The sequence below is a fragment of the Bacillus sp. GW823-FHT06B01 genome (assembly GCF_058952315.1).
This window is the reverse complement of the sequence record NZ_JBXAHR010000003.1, coordinates 838,034-858,174: the sequence shown is the minus strand read 5'-3', so window position 1 is coordinate 858,174 and position 20,141 is coordinate 838,034. Positions and strand designations below refer to the sequence as shown.

The following is a 20,141-nucleotide window of genomic DNA, read 5'->3' as shown; positions in this document are numbered from 1 at the left end:
CTATTATACTTCAAGTTCATTCGTTTGAATTAAATAGCGCATAACTTCAATTACAGCTACGTATAAATCTTCTGGAATCGTCTCATCTTCCTCGACTTGATAATATAAAGAACGAGCAAGTGGACGGTTTTCCACCATTGGTATTTCTTGTTCGCGGGCGAGCGTTCGTATATATAATGCGAGCTCATCTTCCCCTTTTGCAACGACAATTGGCGCCGAATCAACCTGTTTATTGTACCGAAGTACGACTGAAATATGAGTCGGATTGTTTACAATAAACGTTGCACCATCCATCTTCTTCGCAATTGTCCCTTGCAAGATGGCATGCATAAAGTTTTTTCGCTTTCCCTTTACTTGCGGGTCCCCTTCATTATCTTTATGCTCTCGTTTTACTTCTTCTTTTTTCATCTTAATATCTTGTTCGTACTCCCATTTTTGATAAATAAAATCAATAATAGAAAGAACGATTAATATAATTAAAATAGCTAAAAAGATAAATTTAATTTGCCTAATAATTTCAGTAAGTGACGCAGTCCAGTTAAATCCAATCATACTAACGATTTTCTCTAAATTCTTTTTAAAGAGAACGTAAGCGACGTAACCGATTAATCCCATATAAAATAGTGATTTCAATATATCTACTAAACTTTTACGACTAAACAATCTCGTAAAATAGTTTTTTGGGTTAATACGTGACGCTTTCGGCTTAATGACTTTAGAAGAAAATAAGAAACCGACTTGAATCATATAATTAAATAAATGAAAAGCGTATACGAGTATTAATATCGGGGCTGATACTTTTAGTAATAAAATACCCATTAAATAAAAATACTCGGTCGAATCTGTATTTTTTCCAATTTGATCAAACAACACTGCTACAGAGTTTGCAATCTCAAACCCTAACCAATCTCCGAAAAAGTAAACGACAACTGCTAATACAAGTATGGAAAACAAATTATTTAAATCTTTACTCCGGGCAATATTCCCTTCTTCACGCGATTTCTTACGCTTCTGCGGGGTGGCCTTTTCTGTTTTATTATCCTTTGCCATGCGCGTCCCCCTACTTCGTTAAGAAAAAATTAAATAGTTTCGTATATTCCTCAAGCAATACATCCGTCATATTTTTAAACACATAACCGAGCATCGGTACACTCATCGCAATAAACAAAATACCACATGTGATTTTAATGACGTACGCATTCATAAAAACGTTTAATTGCGGAGCGTTTTTTGCGATTAAAATTAAAACAAAGTTAATGATGAACAAACTTCCCATAAGCGGAAGAGCAATTTCAACCGCTGATGTAATCGCAAATAATAACGTTGCGAGTAGACTATCTAGGAAACTAGTCGTCAGCAATTTTGAAATCGCCTCTGTATATTGAAACGACTTTAAAATCGTGGCAACGAAATAATTAATGCCGCCAAGTGAAATAAAAATAATGAGAAAAAATATATCAAAAATGGTTGATAGTAAAGTAGACTGTGAGCCTGCATTTACATCAAACAAACTTGCCTGTGATAAACCGATATCAAAGTCTAAAATATGCCCTGCCATTTTTGGAATGTTCCACAGCATTTCTACAATTTTTGAAAGCGATAATCCAATTACAATTTGCGTACCTGCATAAGCTGCAACGTCCCAAGTTGTCTTTATGTGAGAGACATCAACTTGATCGGCCACTGTAATCGAAAGAGCAAGTCCAACTGTAACCTTTGCCATCGCTGGAATGGATCGACCTGAGAAAAACGGTAAAAAATATAAAAATGAAGTAATGCGGCAAAACGCAAAAAACGTCGCCGCCCATAATTCCATATTCATTTCAGTTCACCTATCTTAGTACGAACGCAATAGCGATGGGATTTTATCAAATAAATCTAAAATAAGCGTCGTTAACTCTTGAAACATCCACGGACCTAAAATGATAATAACGAGTACAATACTTGCCATTTTCGGTAAAAACGTCAGCGTTTGCTCTTGAATTTGCATCATCGCCATAATGACAGCGATGATAATAACGACAATCATACTTACGCCGGCAACCGGCATTAAAATCATAACCCCTTTGTAAAAAAAGGTTTGAAAAATATCTATAATTGGTGACGTATTCATTTATATGACTCCTATCACATAGCATCAAACGCTTCAGGCGACTGTTTTAAACATAATGTCGACGATTTTTGTATATCCACCTAAATATACGAAAACGAGTATTTTAAATGGTAAACTTAAAATCATCGGCGGTACCATCATCATCCCGAGGTACATTAAAAGTGTACTAATAATCAAATCTATAAATACAAACGCTAAATAAATGAACATCCCCGTTAATAATCCTTTTTGAATTTGCGTTAACGTAAAGGATGGTACGAGCGTAAATAAGGAAAGATCTTTCAAATCTTTCGGCAACTCTTCTCCGCGCACTTTCAGCATCATTTTTAAATCATGCTTATACGTATGCTTTGACATATACTCTTTCATAATCGGAGCTGTCGTCTCCGCAGCTTGACTTACCGTTATCTTCTCTTTCGTCATCGGATCCCACACATCGCTCTTTAGCTGCCCAAGTACAGGCTGCATCGTAAAGAGTGATAAAAACAATGCAAGTCCAACAAGTACTTGGTTCGGTGGTAAATTCATTACCCCAAGTCCTTGACGTGTAATCCCAAGAACGATCATAAAATAAGTAAAATGTGTAAATAATAGAACGATAGAAGAAGATAATGATAAAAGGGTAACGAGCGCAAATAGTTGTACACTTGAATTACTCGTAAACTCTTTTCCATTTTCGAAATTAATAAAACCGTTCGGGGCCGCATACGCTGGATTTACAAAAACAATTGAAAAAACGATAGAAAATACGAAAATAACGGCTAATAATGATAACTGTTTCTTTATTCTCATGATGGATCCTCTACTTTTTTCGTTTCACTCTTCACCGCGTCTTCTAGCGCTTGTTGAAACTGATTTCCTGTTCCTGTTAATTGCACAGATTGTACACCGTTATTACTAATAACAGTGAACACTTGCTTGCCATCAACTTCAAATAAAAAGGCGCTCGTTTGATGATTTAAATAAACGCCGTCCTTCACTTGAATATGGCCATTTTCACCTTGTTTAAAAAACTGCTGCTTGCGCGTCTTTTTCGTCATATAGTATGCACCGTAGCCGAGCGCACCAAACAGTAAAACGACTTGAAATAAGGTCGTCATATACGACATATGACTCCTCCTCTACTCTTTATCTTGCATCTGACTTTGCGCTTTCATAAGCGCAGCTTGCTTCTTGTCAGCTTCAATTTCAGAAATGATAATACCGAACTTCTCGTCCATTACGATCGCTTCCCCAATGCCAACTTTCATATTACTTAAATACACATCTACTTTATGTCCTAAGTTTTTCTCTACTTCCAGAACATCGCCCACTTTTAACTCTTTCACATCACCGAGCGTAATAGATGACTTCCCAAGCTTTACACCAAGTTCAATCGAAATATCCGAAACAGTATCAATATGTGCTTTACCCGCTTCATTTCGCTTTCCTGCAAATTCTTCTAATCCCATTAATGACACAGGAGATACTTCATGCTTCATATGGATCCTCCTACTCTACAAAACTTTTAAATAAGAGCGCCTTACGCGTTCCATCTTTTCCAATAAAACAATTAAATTTATGCTTTCCATCTACATAACCAAGCAATTCATCCGAAACTTTCGTATGAAGCGGAATAATATCTCCCTCTTCAATTTGCTCAATCTCACCCATTGTCATCTTCTGTTTACCAATCGCAACGTGAACAGGTTTAAACACTTGATTTACTTTCACTTCTACTTCAGACGTATACTTTTTACGCTTATCCGAAGAATGTTCGACAATATTTTCAGACGTTAACTTATCCATAATTTCTTCAACAGATAAGAACGGAATACCGATACGAACTGTCGTATTCCAAAAATCAGTTTTCATATTTACGTTCAGTAATGAAATGATATCACTCGCTGTCGTAATTTTAAGTGCATTCGGATCTGTCTCTGTCGTTACAAATTTCGGTTTAATCTCTACAACACTTTCAAATGATTGCTCTAAATTTTTGCATAGAAGCGCAAAAATATTATCAAGCGTTAAAAACTCGAACGCCGTCAGTGGTCTACGCATCGTAAAGTTACGCTTACTATCTCCGCCGAGCCAGCACTCATGAATGTAAATAACAAATGCTAAATCAATCTCAACAACAATTTCTCCAAGCTCTGGAAGTCCGAGGTCAATGACGCAATATAAATAGTAATCTTTCGGCATTTTCTCCACATACTCACTCGTAAATGGAACTTGCTCCACTGTCGAAGGCTCTAAGTCAATTGGAATACGCATACGCGCTGACAACGTCTGTGACGTCTGTTTACCAAACGTAGAAGCAATCGCTTGCAAACTACGTAAATGCTCAACACCGAACTTCTCCGGTCTATTAAAATCATACTCTTGAAATTTATCTTGCTTCCCTGCTTCTTGTGCGAAAGCTGGCATTTCCTCGCCTTCATTTACCGCCTTCAGCAGGGCATCAATTTGCTCTTGGCTTAATTTATCGCCACTCATGAAAATCCCCTTCCCTACCTTTTCAATTCAACGATTTCAACGTACATCTTTCCATTCTTCGTCAAAATCTTTCCGGTTCCAATCTCTTCATTCTCAAGCATAAGACGCACCGTATTTTTCGTTGAATTTTCAAGACGATACAATGTACCTTTCGTAATATGAAGCAGATCTTCAATTTTCTTTTTCGTATTTCCGATTTCAAAATAAATTGTTAACGGAATATCATCTTGTAATTTCAAACTAGCCAACTCCCATATCATGTTCACGAAAATTTCATGTTCTCTCTATATAATGAAATCTCTTATTTTGAAACGTCGATATTTAATATTTTTTTAATATATCCTTGCGTTTCTTTAAATGGAGGTACGCCTCCGTACTTTCTCACATTACCAGGACCAGCATTATAAGATGCAAGCGCTAATACTAAGTCGCCATTATTTTTCTTTAAATAACCGCTTAACTCTTTCACGCCGCCTTCAATACTTTCAGCTGGTGAAAATGGATTTTTTATACCCATCTCTTTCACATTCGCCGGCATCAGCTGCATAAGCCCCATCGCTCCTGCGTGCGACACCGTTTTCGGATTAAAATTAGACTCTACTTCAATCATTTTTTGAATTAACGTTTTCGGAATTCCGTATGTACGACTTACTTTATCAATAATATCCTCATACTTCCCTTCATTTGAAGAACGTATTTTTTGAATATTATACTTCTTCGTTAATCCCCACGTATCAACAGCCTCATTTTTCGTTTCCGGGAAACGTCGTTCAAACTCTTTTTGCGCGACTTGCACGTCATCGACTTTCTTCGTTTCAGGCTTTTCTTCTGGCTTACTTACTTCCTCTACTTTATGAATAGACTCTGCTTGTTTATTCACAACTGCTTCTATTTTCGTAGATTGTACCGGCTGACTCATATCTTCTACTTTTGCCGGCTGCGTAGTAGCTTTCGTCTCCTTCGTAGGCTCACTCTGCAACTTTTCTTGAAAACGACTACTAACGAAAGCCTGCGGACTACTTAACTTTTGCTGAAACTGTCCTTTTTTATATGCAAGCACTTCTTTTACTATATTTCCAACTACCATAATATCACCTTTTCGGTAAACAAAGATAATCTAATATTAGAGTTTTTTCGTAAAGTTTGCAATAATCCTTTGCAATTATATTGTAATAAAAAAACGACTAAATTGTTAAACTGTTATTTTTTTATATTTATTAATTCAAATTTTCAGTTGACACCCATTATAGCAAGGCTTACAATAAATTCGAAATCGATTTTTTCGCATATTACCGTTTTTCAATTTGCAGAAAAGTCAATATAAAAAAATGGGGGTTCTTTTACATGAGAATTAATACAAACATTAATAGTTTACGTACGCAAGAATATATGCGTCAAAACCAAGCTAAAATGAGTAACGCTATGGATCGTTTATCAAGCGGTAAGCGTATTAACAACGCTTCTGACGATGCAGCAGGTCTTGCAATCGCAACTCGTATGCGTGCACGTGAAAGCGGTCTAAACGTAGCTTCAAACAACACACAAGACGGTATGTCATTAATCCGTACAGCTGATTCAGCATTAAACTCTGTATCTAACATCTTACTTCGTATGCGCGATCTTGCTAACCAATCATCTAATGGTACAAACACTGATAAAAACCAAGCAGCATTACAGAAGGAGTTTTCTGCCTTACAAGATCAAATTAAATACATTTCTGAGAATACTCAATTCAATGATCAATCACTACTAGATTCTACGGATCCTAATAGCCCTAAAGAAATTAGAATCCAAACTCTTGACTCTAACGAAAGAGACAAGCAAATTGTGATTAAATTAAATGGAGCTTCTCAAGAAGCATTAGGTATCAAGAATCTAACTATTGATGATTCTACTGTAAATATCCAAAAGCATGAAGATGTTAAAAATGTTGAGAACTTATTTAACGCTTTAAAAGGAAACTACACTAACCTTACAGGTGATGCTGCTCAACAAAAAACTATCGTAGATGCTGCTGAAGCTGCATATGACAAAATCAAGACAAAATTCACAAATGCAGGTGTAGATACAACGGCACTTGACAATGCTTTCACAGAATTTGCTACGCCACCTACTGGTAAAACAAAAGATGATGCTGTAAATTCTATGGTTTCAGAGTTTGGTAAAGCTCTTGAAAGTTTCAATAAAGCTCAAACAAAAGAAAACTCTTTAAATTCAATTGAAAAAATTGATAATGCTCTAAAAACAATTGCTGACAACCGTGCGACTCTAGGTGCTACATTAAACCGTCTTGACTTTAACGTAAACAACCTTAAGAGTCAATCTGCTAGCATGGCTTCAGCTGCTTCTCAAATCGAAGACGCTGACATGGCAAAAGAAATGTCTGAAATGACTAAGTTCAAAATCTTGAACGAAGCTGGAATCAGCATGCTTTCTCAAGCAAACCAAACTCCACAAATGGTTTCTAAATTATTACAATAATCCATTTGAATTAGTTTCATGAATAAACCTCTCTGTTTGCAGAGAGGTTTATTTTTTCTATATAGATAGATTAAAAACTATCTTTTTAGCCTGGAGAGAAGTCCCAGCCATATATAGAAGCGGTCAGTACCCATCTTGATCCCCTCTTATGTTAAAACACAAGCAGCAAATAAGCATAAGCCCTTTATCCTTCCATAACCGTTTATTAGATTTAGAGTTACCGACTATATCAATCTATAAGGAGTGTCTATTATGCGTATTGGTACGAATATTTTGAGTATGAATGCTAGGCAGTCGTTGTATGAGAATGAGAAGCGTATGAATGTGGCAATGGAGCATTTGGCGACTGGTAAGAAGTTAAATAACGCTTCTGATAATCCTGCGAATGTTGCAATTGTGACTCGTATGCATGCGAGAGCAAGTGGTATGCGCGTGGCGATTCGTAATAATGAAGATGCGCTATCGATGCTTCGTACTGCGGAAGCTGCACTTCAAACTGTAACGAATATTTTACAGCGTATGCGTGATTTAGCTGTTCAATCTGTAAGTGGTACAAATTCAAATAAAAACCGTGATTCACTAAATAAAGAGTTTCAATCTTTAACAGAACAAATTGGCTATATTGATGAAACGACTGAGTTTAATGATTTATCCGTATTTGATGGACAAAACCGTCCTGTTACGTTAGATGATATTGGTCATACAGTAAATGTAACGAAACATATCTCCCCTTCCCCTACACAACATGACATCAAGATTTCAACAGAACAAGAAGCAAGAGCTGCAATTCGTAAAATTGAAGAAGCTTTACAAAATGTATCACTTCATCGTGCTGATCTCGGTTCTATGATGAATCGTTTACAGTTTAATATTGAAAATTTAAATAGCCAAAGTATGGCCCTAACAGATGCTGCATCTCGAATTGAAGATGCGGATATGGCGCAGGAAATGAGCGATTTTTTAAAGTTTAAATTGTTAACTGAAGTTGCACTTAGTATGGTTTCACAAGCAAATCAAATACCGCAAATGGTTTCTAAGTTACTACAATCTTAAAAAATTATCTTTCTTCTTTGAAACGATTCCATACAAAACAAAAGGGAAATACATATAAACTATGTATCTCCCTTTTATTTTGTACCCAAATTTTATTACTGTGTTACAGTCATAACCTGTCCACTACGATCAACCATAATTTTCATTTTACCGTCTTGTGCGTTATATAACCCTAATTTATGCAAATCTTGTTTACATTCTTTTACGAAGAAAGGCAATGTGCGAATTTGATCGATATCAGAACTCGTAATGAAATGAATTAAATGATGCGTCATTTCTTTTATATCATGAACAAGTTCTTCCTTTTCTCGCTTTAGCTTTTCATTTTCAGCCCGTAATACATACAATTCGCCTTCGAGACCACGTGCGTTCTTTTCATCTTTTGAACGCTCTGCAGCCATGCTAGAAAGCTTATAGATTCCTTCCATGAACTGATGTAGTTCATGCTCTTTTCTTTCACTACACTGGCTAATTGTTTCAAAATTATCAACAATACCAGATATAACTGTTACAAGATTTTTTTCGGTCTCTGTATTTGGAACTTGATTAATTAATTCTTGTTTGTTTTCTTTTTTCATTTCAACAATTGGTTCTTTTACAGGCGTATATTTTCGCTTTCGTCCTGGTTTTTGTTTTTCAATATTTTCAAACGGTATTTCATGTTTTTTCAATTTGTAATACGTATTTTGTAATTGACTTTCTGTTTTCGGGAAAAGATTTAGTTCGTTTTTACTAACGTATTTTGAAATATTAATAATGTTTAAACCGTGACGTTGGCAAAATTGATACACTTCATACAGTAACTCTAGTTCAGACTTCAGCCATGTTATAGCTGATTTTTCATACGCTCGAATCCCGCCATTTTTTTCTACATCTATTTGAAATAATACCATTCTATTATGTAAATCAACTAGTTCTTCATACTTTACTTGGAATTGTTTTTCTATTTTTTTTAATTCCGCTTCTAGTTGCATATCGTTCATTTTATTATTTGACATGTTTTGTAAGAGACTTAATACATTGATTGCTGTGTGGTGATACATAATCTGTGCCACTCCCCCTCATCCTTTCACAATTCTCATCTGACTCCCATGTCTTCTCAGAAAATAGCAATTTTTACATATCCATATTATAACATTTCAAAATTGTCTGTCAAATAATAAACATACAAAAACGTATAGAAAGTATAGAAATAGAAAAAGATTTTTTCATTAATATGTATAATTGCATATTAACTACTTTTAATTATATTATATGGTATTTAGAATGTAATTTCACCGAAAAAATTTGCGTTATCACGAAAAATTACTAAAATCATCCAAAGATACATTTTTTATATTTTTAAATCAAAAATCTTCAAATAAAGATTTTTCATACATACAACCACAAACACTCCAAAAACGTTCCATCTTTCTACCTAGACAGCGTATAGAACAATAAAAAAGAACTAACCAATACTACACATGGCTAGTTCCCTTCTCTCCACTAAAAGAATAGAGTTATAAATAACATCTACAAAACTTCAGTTGAAATCTCACATCGTATGGGACCCTACTAAGCACTGACCGCTATCATACATGGCTAGTTTCCTATTCCAGAAAAAAGTAGAAAATTGTTCACCAGTTCTTCTAAAAAGCTCTCGGCGATCCACTTCTTCCATTCCCCTAAAACCTGCTCGACGTCTCTGGTCTGAACATGGCATGGGACTCTATTAGGCACTGACCGCCACCACATATGGCTAGATCCTCTATTCCAGCTAAAAAAAGCTTTTAAATCTCTTTTACAACACTAACTTATCTACTAAGCCGATTAACTCTTGAATATCTGGCTTACTTACTTGAGCATTTGCCCCCACAGCTTCGCCTTTATGGAATAATTCATTTGTAATTAAGGAAGAGAAAATAACGATTGGTAAACGATTCGTTACTTCACCATCTTTAATGACTTTCGTTAAATGGTGTCCATCCATTTTCGGCATTTCAATATCTGTAATTAGCAAGTGAATATGTTCAAACATTTTTTCTCCTTGCTCTTTCGCTAGCTTTTCAATTTGCGCTAACGCTTCTGCACCATTGCTGAAGAAGTTCATTTTCGTATAGCCAGCTGATGATAATGTTTCTTCTAATATTTGACGAAGCATTGCTGAATCTTCTGCAATATAAATCACTTTTTCAGCTCGATCTGTTTTCTGTTCTAACCCTGCAAGTGATTTATTGTCATAACCAGTACCGCTAATTTCGCATACAATTTTTTCATAATCTAATAGCAAAATGATTTGTCCATCTAGCTTTACAATACCAGATGTCGTTTCTTCTAATCCCATAGATAATGAAGCTGGTTCATCAATTTGTTCCCACGAAATACGTTGAATACGATGCACTTCATCAACGCGGAAAATAACCTTCATTTGGTTTAATTCAGAGATAATAAATTTCGTTTGATCAAGTGGCTTTGTTGATTTTAAATTAAGAGCCGTTGCTAAGTTAATAACAGGTAAAATTTCACCACGTACTTGAACAACACCTTCAACTGCATGATGAGATTCTGGCACAGTTGTAACAGGGAATGGATTAATGATTTCACGTACTTTCATTACATTAATACTAAATAGGTTTTCACCAACAGTATATGTAACAATCTCTAATTCATTTGTTCCGCTTTCTAATAAAATACTTTGTGCTTGTGACATAAAGGTGTCGCTCCCCTTTCATTATTTCCGTATATCTAATTATTAAGCTTTATTAAAACGAAAAAGTCAACTACCTATATGAAAAATATAGATAGTCGAATAATTCATTTCTTTATTTATAAAGGCGGTTACTCTTGTATAAACGAAGCAAGTGCCTCTAATAACACTTCTTGGGCTCCTACAATTTCTGTCGGCATTGCTTCCCATTTTTTCGAAAGCTCCGTTTCTACTCTTATCCTTAACTCTGCATTCATTTCTGCTAGCACATATTCTTTCGTTGCTATATCAACATCCAGCAGCGCAAGTGCATATAGTTCCGGATCATTTATTTTTTCAAATAATCGTTTTAATACTGCCGGTGCGATATGTTTTAATTTTTCAATATGAATCTCTTTATCTGAAAATAGCAACTCATATTGAATAAACGTAACATTTTCTTTAATCACTTTAAAATAGCAATTATTTTTTTTATCATTTACAAAATAACCGTTCGGATCAGCAATAATACTCTCTACTTTACGAATTAAATCTGGCAAACTACTCGCCGACATGACAGTCCGCTGCTCAACCTCACTCGGCGAAATGAATGTAACGCGATACTTATTCTGCGCCATCCTCCTCACCTCTCCTTTTATAAAAATCTATCGGCACAAACGATCCAAAAGGCACTGTTCTGCCATAAAACGATTAACCATCCCAGTAACCTTTCATAGATCTATTTTTGCCACTACACTTCGCTTACATCTTCCCAAACTAACCTAGTAACTCTACATATTTCCGGTCTTAAACACCAGTCGAGCATCTATTAGGCACTAACCGCCACCACACACCGCCAGGCCCTCTCTCAAAACCTAAAAAAGTGCTTTAAGATCTTTTAAAATCTTTTAAGACCTGTTCAGTAACTCGATGTTATTGAACCAAAACGCTATTTGCTGATCCGCAATATCCGGCAACGTAACAAAAAACTCACGGCATTTCATCTCATCTTTAAACAGTTGATACTTCCAAACGCTATCGCTACCAACACTTACGAAATAAAATTCGTGAATACGGCCAATGATTGCTTGTTTTTCACCAAATGAGTACGGAGGTACTTGCTTAATTTCAAATTGATCTGGTAAATATACATGCTCTTCTCGTTCCATTTTTAACACTTGCTCGGCAAGTTCACGTTTATTTTCGAAAAAAGGCAATTGTAAAATTCGTTCTTGTCTTGTCATACGAATAAAAAATCCTTCCTACTACATTACAATTTTTCTTTATTATATATTATCGAATTAAGTTTACAACTTCATTTAATACTTCATCTGATACTTTAATTACTTTCGCATTTCCTTGGAATCCGCGTTGGTATAACATTAAGTCAACGAATTCTACAGATAAATCTACGTTTGCACCTTCTTGTGCACCACCACGTACTTTACCTGCGCCGTTTTGACCAGATGCACCAAGTGCTAAAATACCCGTTGTATTCGTCGCTGTATAGTTACCATTACCTGTTTTCATTAGTCCACCTTCGTTCGGGAACATCGCAACAGCTAATTGACCAGCTGACTTCATACTTCCATCAGAGTATTTTACCATTACGTATCCTCCGTCAGCAATAAAGCAATCTTTAACGGTTGCTGCTGCTCTACCGTCTACATCTGTTACTGATAATGTTTTATCCGTCGGATGATTTGTTAAATTACTAAAATCTAAATTTATCGTTCCGCCGTTAAACGGGATATTTGCTCCTTGTTGTACCGGATCTGGATTTCCAACATTATTAAATTTCAAAGTACCTGTTGACCCTGCTCCTGTAACCTCTTCAAACTTTGGATCTTTTGCCGAGTCATTACGTCTTTGAACTTTATATGTATACTCGTGTTCACTCGTTTTCGTAAATTCTACACGCATCGTCCATGTATTACCGGCATCATCATAAAATGGTAAATCTTGCGTAATTTTACTTTCATTCACCGGGATATTCCCTTTAATTGTACCCTTCGTTGTTTGAATACCACCAATTGCAGTTCCCATCGGGATTTGTAATGGTCCTGGAATACCAGATAAATCAACTTCACCTGTTGCTGCATTTGCAGGGTATGCAAATACGTATTGACCTTCTGTGTTCGTAATATAGTAATTTGAAGATATTCCAAACGTACCTTTACGAGTAAATTCCATATTTCCGCCTGCTGAATCACCTACTACGAAGAAACCATTACCTTCCATTGCCGCTTGTGTTTTACCACCAGTTAACGTAATTGTTCCGTCGCTATAGTCTGTAACTGTACCGCTCATTTTCACACCGTTACCGATACTTTTCGGATTCGTTCCAGCGTATTTATTGTCACCTTTTGAACCAATTGAGTTGTTATATAGTAAATCATCAAACATAGCTTTTTGTTTTTTATACCCTACTGTTTGTGCATTCGCAATATTATTTGAAGTTACACTTAATGCATTTTGTGTTGCATTCATTCCTGTAATACTTGTATATAACGCTTTAATCATAACGTATGGACACTCCTTATGAATTTGTAGTTTTTACTTCTTCTGTTACTTTTTTCTCGTCTTTCTTCGCATCTTCTGGATTTGTTTCTCCAATTGGTTTATCGGACACTCTCTCAACGAAACGAAGGGACACAACTTTATTATCAATAACGAGCTGTACCTCATTATTTTCTGCGAGGCGAACTGTCTCTACTTGACCAGTGACTTTTTTACCATCACCATCAACACCTCTTACATACTTCCCTAAAAACTTCATTCCACCATCAAGCGCTGTCGAATACATTGTCGTTTTTAAAGAGTCTACTGCTTTTGTCATATTCTGTACTTGTTCCATAAGAGATAATTGCGCTGTTTGGTTCATCATTTGATTCATATCCATCGCATTAAATGGATCTTGATGTTGGAAACTCGCTAAAAACAATTTTAGGAAATCATCTTTCCCCATTACACCAGGCGTCTTTTGTTCTCCTGCTGCTACTCCATTCGTTTGCCCTACTGCCGGTTGTGCACCGTTAACAGATGCGTTCCTATTCTGCGCTCCTGCTTGCAATGGAATATGATTTGTACTCGTTGTATTTAATCCAACTGTTGGCACGCTTTATTCCTCCAATAATCCCGCAAATTCTTCTGATTCTCGTTTCTCATGTTTCGTATTTGCTAATTGTTGTTTTTGCCTTTGCTCTTGTTCTCGCTGCTCTTTACGATTTTCATCTTTATCTGAATAGCTAATTTGAATATTGATTTCTTTTTCTTTTAACTTCAATCTCAATTCATCAAAAATGATTTCCACACGTTTTTTCGCATCGTGTTTTTCCATTTCCACATGAACATCAATTTGATCTCCATGTTTTTTCATAAACACTGTTAATGTACCAAGTTTTTCTGGATTTAACTGAAATAAAACACGTTCTTGTTTCACTACAAACTTTTGCAGTGCTTCTACTTGCGCTTCCATTTTCTTTCCTAAGTCAGGCAATGAAACTTTCTCAGCGCCACTATTTGATTTCCCTATAGGATCAGTACTCGCCGCTTTATTTAATAACTCCGCACCCGCAGAATTCGAATCGTTTAATACATCACCTTCTAGCAACTCTATCTTTACATCATCGCTCTCAGCTTTCGGAAGATCTACATCTTTAGAATCTTCTTGTTTCTTTGCAATATTACAAGTCTCTGTTTCTACGACTTTCAATACTTGCATCGTTTGCTCTGGCATCTTCACTTTATCTAATGCCATTTGCATTGTATCTTCTAAACATATAGCATTTTTGATATTCATATTGGAAAGAAGTTCTTGTAATTGTTGTAATTCACCTGCGGGTAATTCGTTAAGTTTTATATTTCCATATTCTTTATATAGCTCTTGTATTTTTTGTATGTATTGATATAACAATTCTGGCTGCACACGTAATTGCTCAATTGCAACCATTTGCTCAGATACAGCTAATAACAACTGTTCTGTCTCTTTTTTTTCTTCTTTCTTTACATTAGGCTCTTCTTTCGTTGCCGATTTTTTAGAAAGAATGTTTTCTTTTCTATCTTCTGGTGCATCTTCTCGCTTTGTTTTCTCCGTTTTCGGCTGTTGTTTATTTTCCATCCTCATCGCACGATCGAATGAAGAAGCTTCACTTTTGGATTGTACTTCTAGCCCTTTTTCTTTTTGCGGAGGTAAACTTTGTTGCACCGGTAATACAGACTGTATCACTACATTCACCTCATCCATTCATACACATTTTCAAATCAAGAAGCATTTTTTCTTCCTGCTTTTCTCTTACTTTTGCAAGCTTTCTACAATCTTCTTGATACATCTCATCAATGACACGTTCTTTTTCTTTTACTTGCTCTAAAAGGCTTTCATTTTTTTGAATAAAACCTTCTGTTTTTTTAATTTTCCGATTCCATTCTTCTATTCTTTCAGGTGAAAACGTATGTGAGGAAAGCATACCAGCCATAATACGTTGCCCAGTTTGTACGACTTTACTACGCGATTTCACAACATATAAATCATATTCTTTTTTTCGTTCTATTTTTCTTTTTTCAGCTGTTAATTCATACACTTCTTTCAAAATCTGTTCTTTTTCTTGATTTATTTGCAATTTTATCGTGTCGTACTGCTGCTTATCCACCTGTTTTCATAGCCCCTTCCTATTATAACGCTCTCTTTTTCTATTATATAGTTTTTTTACAAAAAAATCTGTGAAATATTAAAAAACAAAAAAATAAGACCTGCAGGGCGCGAGGTCTTATACAATATGGTGCACTGCTTGAACGATATCATCAAATTGGAAACGATCTGATCGACCTTGTTTTAAAAATGAATTTATACCTTCTACTTTATTTTTGCATTCAAAAACATAAGCATTTTCTTCATTTTCTTGAATCGTTCCTAATTTGAAATATAATTCGTTTTCTTTATAAATAGATAAAATTTTTCTCATTTCATTTGCAAGTTGCCAATGGGTTGGCGAAACGATTTCTTCCATAATCCTACTTACTGAATCTAACACCGAAATAGCAGGATAATGACTGAGCGTTGCAAGCTCACGTTTTAATACAATATGTCCATCTAAAATACCACGTGCTAAATCTGGTACAGGACCGTTTAAATCGTCTCCATCAACGAGTACAGTGTAAATACCTGTTATAGATCCCTTTTGCGTTTTTCCGGATCGCTCTAACAGCTTTTTCATATAACTTTCCATTAAGAGTGTTTTACCACCAATCGGTAACTCTTTAACGGCAATATCAACACTTCTACGTGCATCAGCAAAACGAGTAACAGAGTCCATCATAAGTAATACGTTATTGCCTTGGTCTCGGAAGTATTCAGCGATAGATGTTGCAAGCTTAGCTGCGCGAAGTTGCATAAGGTGACTTTCATCTGACGTCGCTACGACAACGACGCTTTTCTTCATGCCTTCCTCGCCTAATTCTTTTCGAATAAAGTCTTTTACTTCCCGGCCACGTTCTCCTACTAAACTAATAACGTTTATATCAGCTTTTGCATTTTTGGCAATCATTCCGAGTAAAGTAGATTTACCAACACCTGATCCAGCGAAAATACCAATCTTTTGACCGATACCAATTGTTAGCATAGAATCAATGGATTTAATTCCCGTTTCAAATACATCAGTAATCTCTTCCCGTTCAAATGCATGAATAGGCGGAGCATCTAACTTTATTTTTTGCAATGGAATGTTTTCAGCGTTTTCATTTAGCACTTCGCCATTTGCACTTAACACTTTTCCGAGTAAATGATTACCACGAGGAATAACAATATCTTCAGCAATTAATGTAACGGAATCTCCGTAACATACTTTTTCTGTCTGTTCAAATGGGAGTAACATATTGTTTTCTTTTTCAATCGCAATTACTTCACATAAAACGCTATGTTCTCCAACGAGACAAACATCACCTATTTTCGCCTTTGGCCCTTTCGCTACGAAAAACTGCTCTTGTACACTATGAACTTTACCGACTTTCGTAAAAAACGGCGTTTCAATAAACGTATTCCATTTTTGGTTTTCATTCATTAACAGTCGATTCATACATTTTGCTCCTCAAATAACTGCTCTTCTTCCCATTTCTGGCGAAGTTTCGCGAATATAGGTGCAAATTTAAATTCAAAGAACTCTTTCTCTTCTTCCAGAACAAATTCACCGAACTGTAAGGAGAAATCGTATTTCCATTCTACTAATTGTAGTAACCAATACTCTTTCGTATTTTCCTTCTCTTCTTGAATACGTTCAAATGTTTCAGGATGTACGGTAATGACTAATTTTTCAAACGAAGTAGGCAATGTTTGAACGATACCAGTTAAAATAGGTAGCACATCAAGCAATCGCGCATCAACTGCTTGATTCACAATTTTTTCTGCTAGTTGAAAAGATTGATCCCATAACAATTCCGTCCATTCGTATGCTGTTTCTTGTTGTTCTTTTTGAAACTGCATTTGTGCCGATTCTATCTCTTTCATTTGCTGCTGAACATGCTTTTGAAATTGTTCTTGATCATGTAATAATTGCTGACGCTCTCGTTCTAACATTTGCTGTTCTTGCCTTAGTTGATTCAGTTCAACATGTAATGATTGTTGCTGTGCAAGAAGCTCTTCATGGTCCACTTGTATTTCTTCTTCTACGTGAACTGGTATTGGTTTTGGAAATTGTAATTCATACGTTTCTTCAGAAAAAGAAACAGAATTCTTCGGAATTCTGTTTTTAAATAAGGACATCATCTTCACCTCTTTGAACGATAATTCTTCCTTCTTTCTCTAGCTTTTTCACCGTACCTGTGATTGTTTGCTGTGCTTTCTCAGCATCCGTCATCTTAAGTGGCCCTAAGCCATCTAATTCTTCCAGAATCATCTCTTTACGGTTTGAAGACATACATGTAAATAATTTCTCTTTAATTTCTTCTTTTGCAATTTTAAGCGCTTTTGCAATGACACCGTTATCTGTAATTTCCTCTAGTACACGGCGAAGCGCAAGATCTTCAAGACCAAGTAAGTCTTCAAAGACAAACATATTTTCTTTAATTTTCTCAGATAATGCATAATCAACTTCATCCAGCTTTTGAAAGACTGTTTTTTCAACGCCTCGTGAAACATTATTTAAAATGTTCACAATTGTTTTCAAGCCATCTGTTTTATTAATTGCACTAAATGCCATATTATTTAATTTCGCTTTTAATAACTCACCAATTTGATTAATGAGTTCACCGTCAACTTGTTCTAGTTTCGCAATACCCATTACCGTTTCTACTCGCTTATGATCTGGCAATCTCTCAATTAACTGAGAAGCAAGCTGCGGTTTAATGTAAGAAGCGATAATTGCAATTGTTTGTGGCGATTCATCATTAAGCACTGTAAGAAGTGGCTCTAAATCTGTAAGTGAATTTAAGAATTCAAATGGATTATCTTTGTTATACCAAAGGTCTTCCAATAATTTTTCCAGATCCTCTTCTGGCATATTTTTAAATATGCGACGAATGTACTCTTTATCTGGAGTGACTAAGTTCAATTCTTTTACATTAAGTTCATATAAGAACTCCCCTAGTACATTCTCTAACGTTTCTGGTTTATATACACGAAACTTCGCGATTTCACGCAGTAACACTTCTTTTTCCTCAGCCGTCATATATTCAATGACTTTCGCTGCCACCTCTTCATTTAATGTACGAATGAGGATGGCAGCTTTTTCTTTGGAGGAGATTTCATCTAACATCGTTGTTCCTCCCTTACTGTCCGTTTAACCATTTTTTAATTACTTTTGCAGTACCTTCTACATGTTCTTTCGTAGCATCCTGCACTTGTTCATCTAACGTTGGTTCTTTCGGTTCTTCTGGTTCAGGTTTTGGCTCTGGTACTATTTTCTCTTCAGGAATTTCCATAATACTTTCACTACTTGCAGCAACTTCCTCTTCTGCTAAGTATTCTTCATATTCCTCTTCTTCTTTCTTTCTCTTACGTCGTGCTAAGAAGAACCATATTAGCAAGGCAAGCGCTAATAAGCCACCTGTAATTCCACCGATTAACCACCAATTCATACCACTTTCTTCTGGCTCTTTCGGCTTCTCTTCTTTCGGTTGATCAAACTGAACAGTTACAACATTAACTTGACCATTTGTAAAGTTGCCATTTGGATCAGCTTGAAGTCCAGCTGCTGTACCAATTGCTTCTTTGAAAGTTGTCATATCAATTCTTCGTTTTACTAACGTATCATTATCTACCCATACAACAACATTTGTTTTCGTTAATTCTGGATGTTTCTTAATCGTTTCAACTGTTTTATCTATTTCATAGTTTTCAATTTTGTTACCATTTTTATTATCGTAGACAATTTTTCCATTTTGATTATTGTTCGTACCGTAGTTTGGCACTTCGCCGTTTGCTGTAATACCAGCACCTTGCTTCGTATCTGCTCCTTCTTGCGCAGTAGAGCTTTCTTCTTGCTCTTGTTTACTACGAAGTACACCTTTATCACCATACTTTTCTGACTGACGTGTGACTTCGTCGTAGTTTACAGATACTTTCGTATTCACTTTATATTCATTCGGCTTAAACATCGTCATTAATGTTGCATCGATATCTTGCTTTAATTTACCTTCAATTTGATGTTGCATCTCTACTTCTTTCTCATATGAAGAGGAACTACTAGAATGTGCTTCATCTGCTCCTTTTGAGATAACACCTTTTTTGCTATCAATAACACTTACTTCTTCTGCTTTTACACCAGGAACTGCTGCACTAATCATTTGCTGTATACCCGCAACTTGATCAGCTGTTAATAGTTGACCACGTTTCACGCCAACCGTAATCGCTGCTGTTCCTTTTGCTTTCTCTTCATCAAAAATCGTCTCTTTTTCAGGTAATGTAATTTGAACATTTGCCGTTTCTATTGCAGCAAAGTTTCTTACAATATCTTGCTCTAGTTGCTTTTTCGTACCGACAATTTGCTTCATTTTTTTATCTTGCTCACTTGAACCGAGCGAGCTTTCTAATAAAATTTCCTCACCGCTTTTTGAATTAAACGGTAAGCCCATTCCATTCATTTCTTTTCGAACCCATGGAGCATCATTCTTTTGCACACGAATCGAACCATCGGCTGCTAATTGGTAATCGACACCTAGCTTCGATAATTCTGCTGTAATCTCTTGCTTGTCTGCATCATTTAAATTTTGATATACAACAACATATTTATCTGGCAAGGTGAAGTATAAAAGTGCTCCTGTTACAATTGCTAAAAGCGCAGCACCAATGACTAACTTATGCCACGTTTTTAACGATTGGAAAACATTTTTTAACTTTTCCATTTAAACACACCCGTCCAT

Annotated in this window: 23 protein-coding genes; 2 read left to right on the top strand and 21 right to left on the bottom strand. The window is 35.8% G+C overall.

The features are described from left to right. Positions 1-3: 3 nt before the first annotated feature. The 9 genes from flhB to AC1Q8N_RS17655 form a co-directional block, all read right to left on the bottom strand. Positions 4-1,050, bottom strand: a complete 1,047-nt coding sequence (flhB, locus tag AC1Q8N_RS17695; protein WP_048543383.1) for a flagellar type III secretion system protein FlhB — start codon at positions 1,048-1,050, stop codon at positions 4-6. Between the two features lie 10 nt (positions 1,051-1,060). Further along, on the bottom strand, positions 1,061-1,822 hold the full coding sequence (locus tag AC1Q8N_RS17690; protein WP_001055716.1) for a flagellar biosynthetic protein FliR: 762 nt from the start codon (positions 1,820-1,822) through the stop codon (positions 1,061-1,063). 15 nt (positions 1,823-1,837) lie between these two features. Beyond that, positions 1,838-2,113 (bottom strand): flagellar biosynthetic protein FliQ, encoded by a 276-nt coding sequence (locus AC1Q8N_RS17685; RefSeq protein WP_001098085.1) that lies wholly within the window; start codon positions 2,111-2,113, stop codon positions 1,838-1,840. A gap of 33 nt (positions 2,114-2,146) precedes the next feature. Continuing rightward, positions 2,147-2,905: a flagellar type III secretion system pore protein FliP gene (locus AC1Q8N_RS17680; protein WP_001220587.1), complete on the bottom strand. Its 759-nt coding sequence runs from the start codon at positions 2,903-2,905 to the stop codon at positions 2,147-2,149. Beyond that, positions 2,902-3,222, bottom strand: a complete 321-nt coding sequence (locus AC1Q8N_RS17675; RefSeq protein WP_000121176.1) for a hypothetical protein — start codon at positions 3,220-3,222, stop codon at positions 2,902-2,904. Before AC1Q8N_RS17675 ends, AC1Q8N_RS17680 begins: the two co-directional genes overlap by 4 nt. A 12-nt stretch (positions 3,223-3,234) precedes the next feature. Then, on the bottom strand, positions 3,235-3,594 hold the full coding sequence (fliN, locus tag AC1Q8N_RS17670; RefSeq protein ID WP_048543384.1) for a flagellar motor switch protein FliN: 360 nt from the start codon (positions 3,592-3,594) through the stop codon (positions 3,235-3,237). Positions 3,595-3,604: 10 nt separating this feature from the next. Then, positions 3,605-4,591: a flagellar motor switch protein FliM gene (gene fliM, locus AC1Q8N_RS17665; RefSeq protein WP_048543385.1), complete on the bottom strand. Its 987-nt coding sequence runs from the start codon at positions 4,589-4,591 to the stop codon at positions 3,605-3,607. A 14-nt stretch (positions 4,592-4,605) separates the two neighbouring features. Next, positions 4,606-4,830: a flagellar motor switch protein FliN gene (locus tag AC1Q8N_RS17660; protein WP_000775712.1), complete on the bottom strand. Its 225-nt coding sequence runs from the start codon at positions 4,828-4,830 to the stop codon at positions 4,606-4,608. Between the two features lie 62 nt (positions 4,831-4,892). Then, positions 4,893-5,678: a lytic transglycosylase domain-containing protein gene (locus tag AC1Q8N_RS17655; protein ID WP_098078437.1), complete on the bottom strand. Its 786-nt coding sequence runs from the start codon at positions 5,676-5,678 to the stop codon at positions 4,893-4,895. Positions 5,679-5,935: 257 nt separating this feature from the next. Between AC1Q8N_RS17655 and AC1Q8N_RS17650 the strand changes: the two genes are divergently transcribed. Then, the gene (locus AC1Q8N_RS17650) at positions 5,936-7,072 is read left to right on the top strand and encodes a flagellin N-terminal helical domain-containing protein (RefSeq protein WP_098078439.1); all 1,137 of its coding nucleotides are present in this window, start codon (positions 5,936-5,938) and stop codon (positions 7,070-7,072) included. Between the two features lie 252 nt (positions 7,073-7,324). Beyond that, on the top strand, positions 7,325-8,125 hold the full coding sequence (locus AC1Q8N_RS17645) for a flagellin N-terminal helical domain-containing protein (protein WP_493521298.1): 801 nt from the start codon (positions 7,325-7,327) through the stop codon (positions 8,123-8,125). A 95-nt stretch (positions 8,126-8,220) separates the two neighbouring features. On the opposite strand, the gene AC1Q8N_RS17640 is transcribed toward AC1Q8N_RS17645, so the two are convergent. The 12 genes from AC1Q8N_RS17640 to fliF form a co-directional block, all read right to left on the bottom strand. After that, positions 8,221-9,168 (bottom strand): DNA-binding domain-containing protein, encoded by a 948-nt coding sequence (locus AC1Q8N_RS17640; RefSeq protein WP_493521317.1) that lies wholly within the window; start codon positions 9,166-9,168, stop codon positions 8,221-8,223. A 737-nt stretch (positions 9,169-9,905) separates the two neighbouring features. Beyond that, positions 9,906-10,814: a chemotaxis protein gene (locus tag AC1Q8N_RS17635; RefSeq protein WP_061673242.1), complete on the bottom strand. Its 909-nt coding sequence runs from the start codon at positions 10,812-10,814 to the stop codon at positions 9,906-9,908. Between the two features lie 128 nt (positions 10,815-10,942). Continuing rightward, positions 10,943-11,428 carry a hypothetical protein gene (locus AC1Q8N_RS17630; RefSeq protein WP_061673243.1) on the bottom strand — a complete coding sequence of 162 codons (486 nt, stop codon included), beginning with the start codon at positions 11,426-11,428 and terminating at the stop codon, positions 10,943-10,945. A gap of 270 nt (positions 11,429-11,698) precedes the next feature. Next, positions 11,699-12,034, bottom strand: coding sequence for a DUF3964 family protein (locus tag AC1Q8N_RS17625; protein WP_097857349.1), 336 nt, complete (start codon positions 12,032-12,034; stop codon positions 11,699-11,701). A 49-nt stretch (positions 12,035-12,083) separates the two neighbouring features. Next, positions 12,084-13,313, bottom strand: coding sequence for a flagellar hook protein FlgE (locus AC1Q8N_RS17620; RefSeq protein WP_048543393.1), 1,230 nt, complete (start codon positions 13,311-13,313; stop codon positions 12,084-12,086). A 16-nt stretch (positions 13,314-13,329) separates the two neighbouring features. After that, positions 13,330-13,908 (bottom strand): flagellar hook assembly protein FlgD, encoded by a 579-nt coding sequence (locus AC1Q8N_RS17615; RefSeq protein ID WP_001143472.1) that lies wholly within the window; start codon positions 13,906-13,908, stop codon positions 13,330-13,332. Positions 13,909-13,911: 3 nt separating this feature from the next. Next, positions 13,912-15,018: a flagellar hook-length control protein FliK gene (locus tag AC1Q8N_RS17610; RefSeq protein ID WP_493521297.1), complete on the bottom strand. Its 1,107-nt coding sequence runs from the start codon at positions 15,016-15,018 to the stop codon at positions 13,912-13,914. 10 nt (positions 15,019-15,028) lie between these two features. Then, positions 15,029-15,439, bottom strand: coding sequence for a hypothetical protein (locus tag AC1Q8N_RS17605; protein ID WP_064469668.1), 411 nt, complete (start codon positions 15,437-15,439; stop codon positions 15,029-15,031). 117 nt (positions 15,440-15,556) lie between these two features. After that, the gene (fliI, locus tag AC1Q8N_RS17600; protein ID WP_048543396.1) at positions 15,557-16,861 is read right to left on the bottom strand and encodes a flagellar protein export ATPase FliI; all 1,305 of its coding nucleotides are present in this window, start codon (positions 16,859-16,861) and stop codon (positions 15,557-15,559) included. Then, positions 16,858-17,544 (bottom strand): FliH/SctL family protein, encoded by a 687-nt coding sequence (locus AC1Q8N_RS17595; RefSeq protein ID WP_064469669.1) that lies wholly within the window; start codon positions 17,542-17,544, stop codon positions 16,858-16,860. Before AC1Q8N_RS17595 ends, fliI begins: the two co-directional genes overlap by 4 nt. Further along, on the bottom strand, positions 17,531-18,535 hold the full coding sequence (locus tag AC1Q8N_RS17590) for a flagellar motor switch protein FliG (protein ID WP_048543398.1): 1,005 nt from the start codon (positions 18,533-18,535) through the stop codon (positions 17,531-17,533). Before AC1Q8N_RS17590 ends, AC1Q8N_RS17595 begins: the two co-directional genes overlap by 14 nt. 13 nt (positions 18,536-18,548) lie before the next feature. Next, positions 18,549-20,123: a flagellar basal-body MS-ring/collar protein FliF gene (fliF, locus tag AC1Q8N_RS17585; RefSeq protein WP_061673248.1), complete on the bottom strand. Its 1,575-nt coding sequence runs from the start codon at positions 20,121-20,123 to the stop codon at positions 18,549-18,551. Between the last annotated feature and the right edge of the window lie 18 nt (positions 20,124-20,141).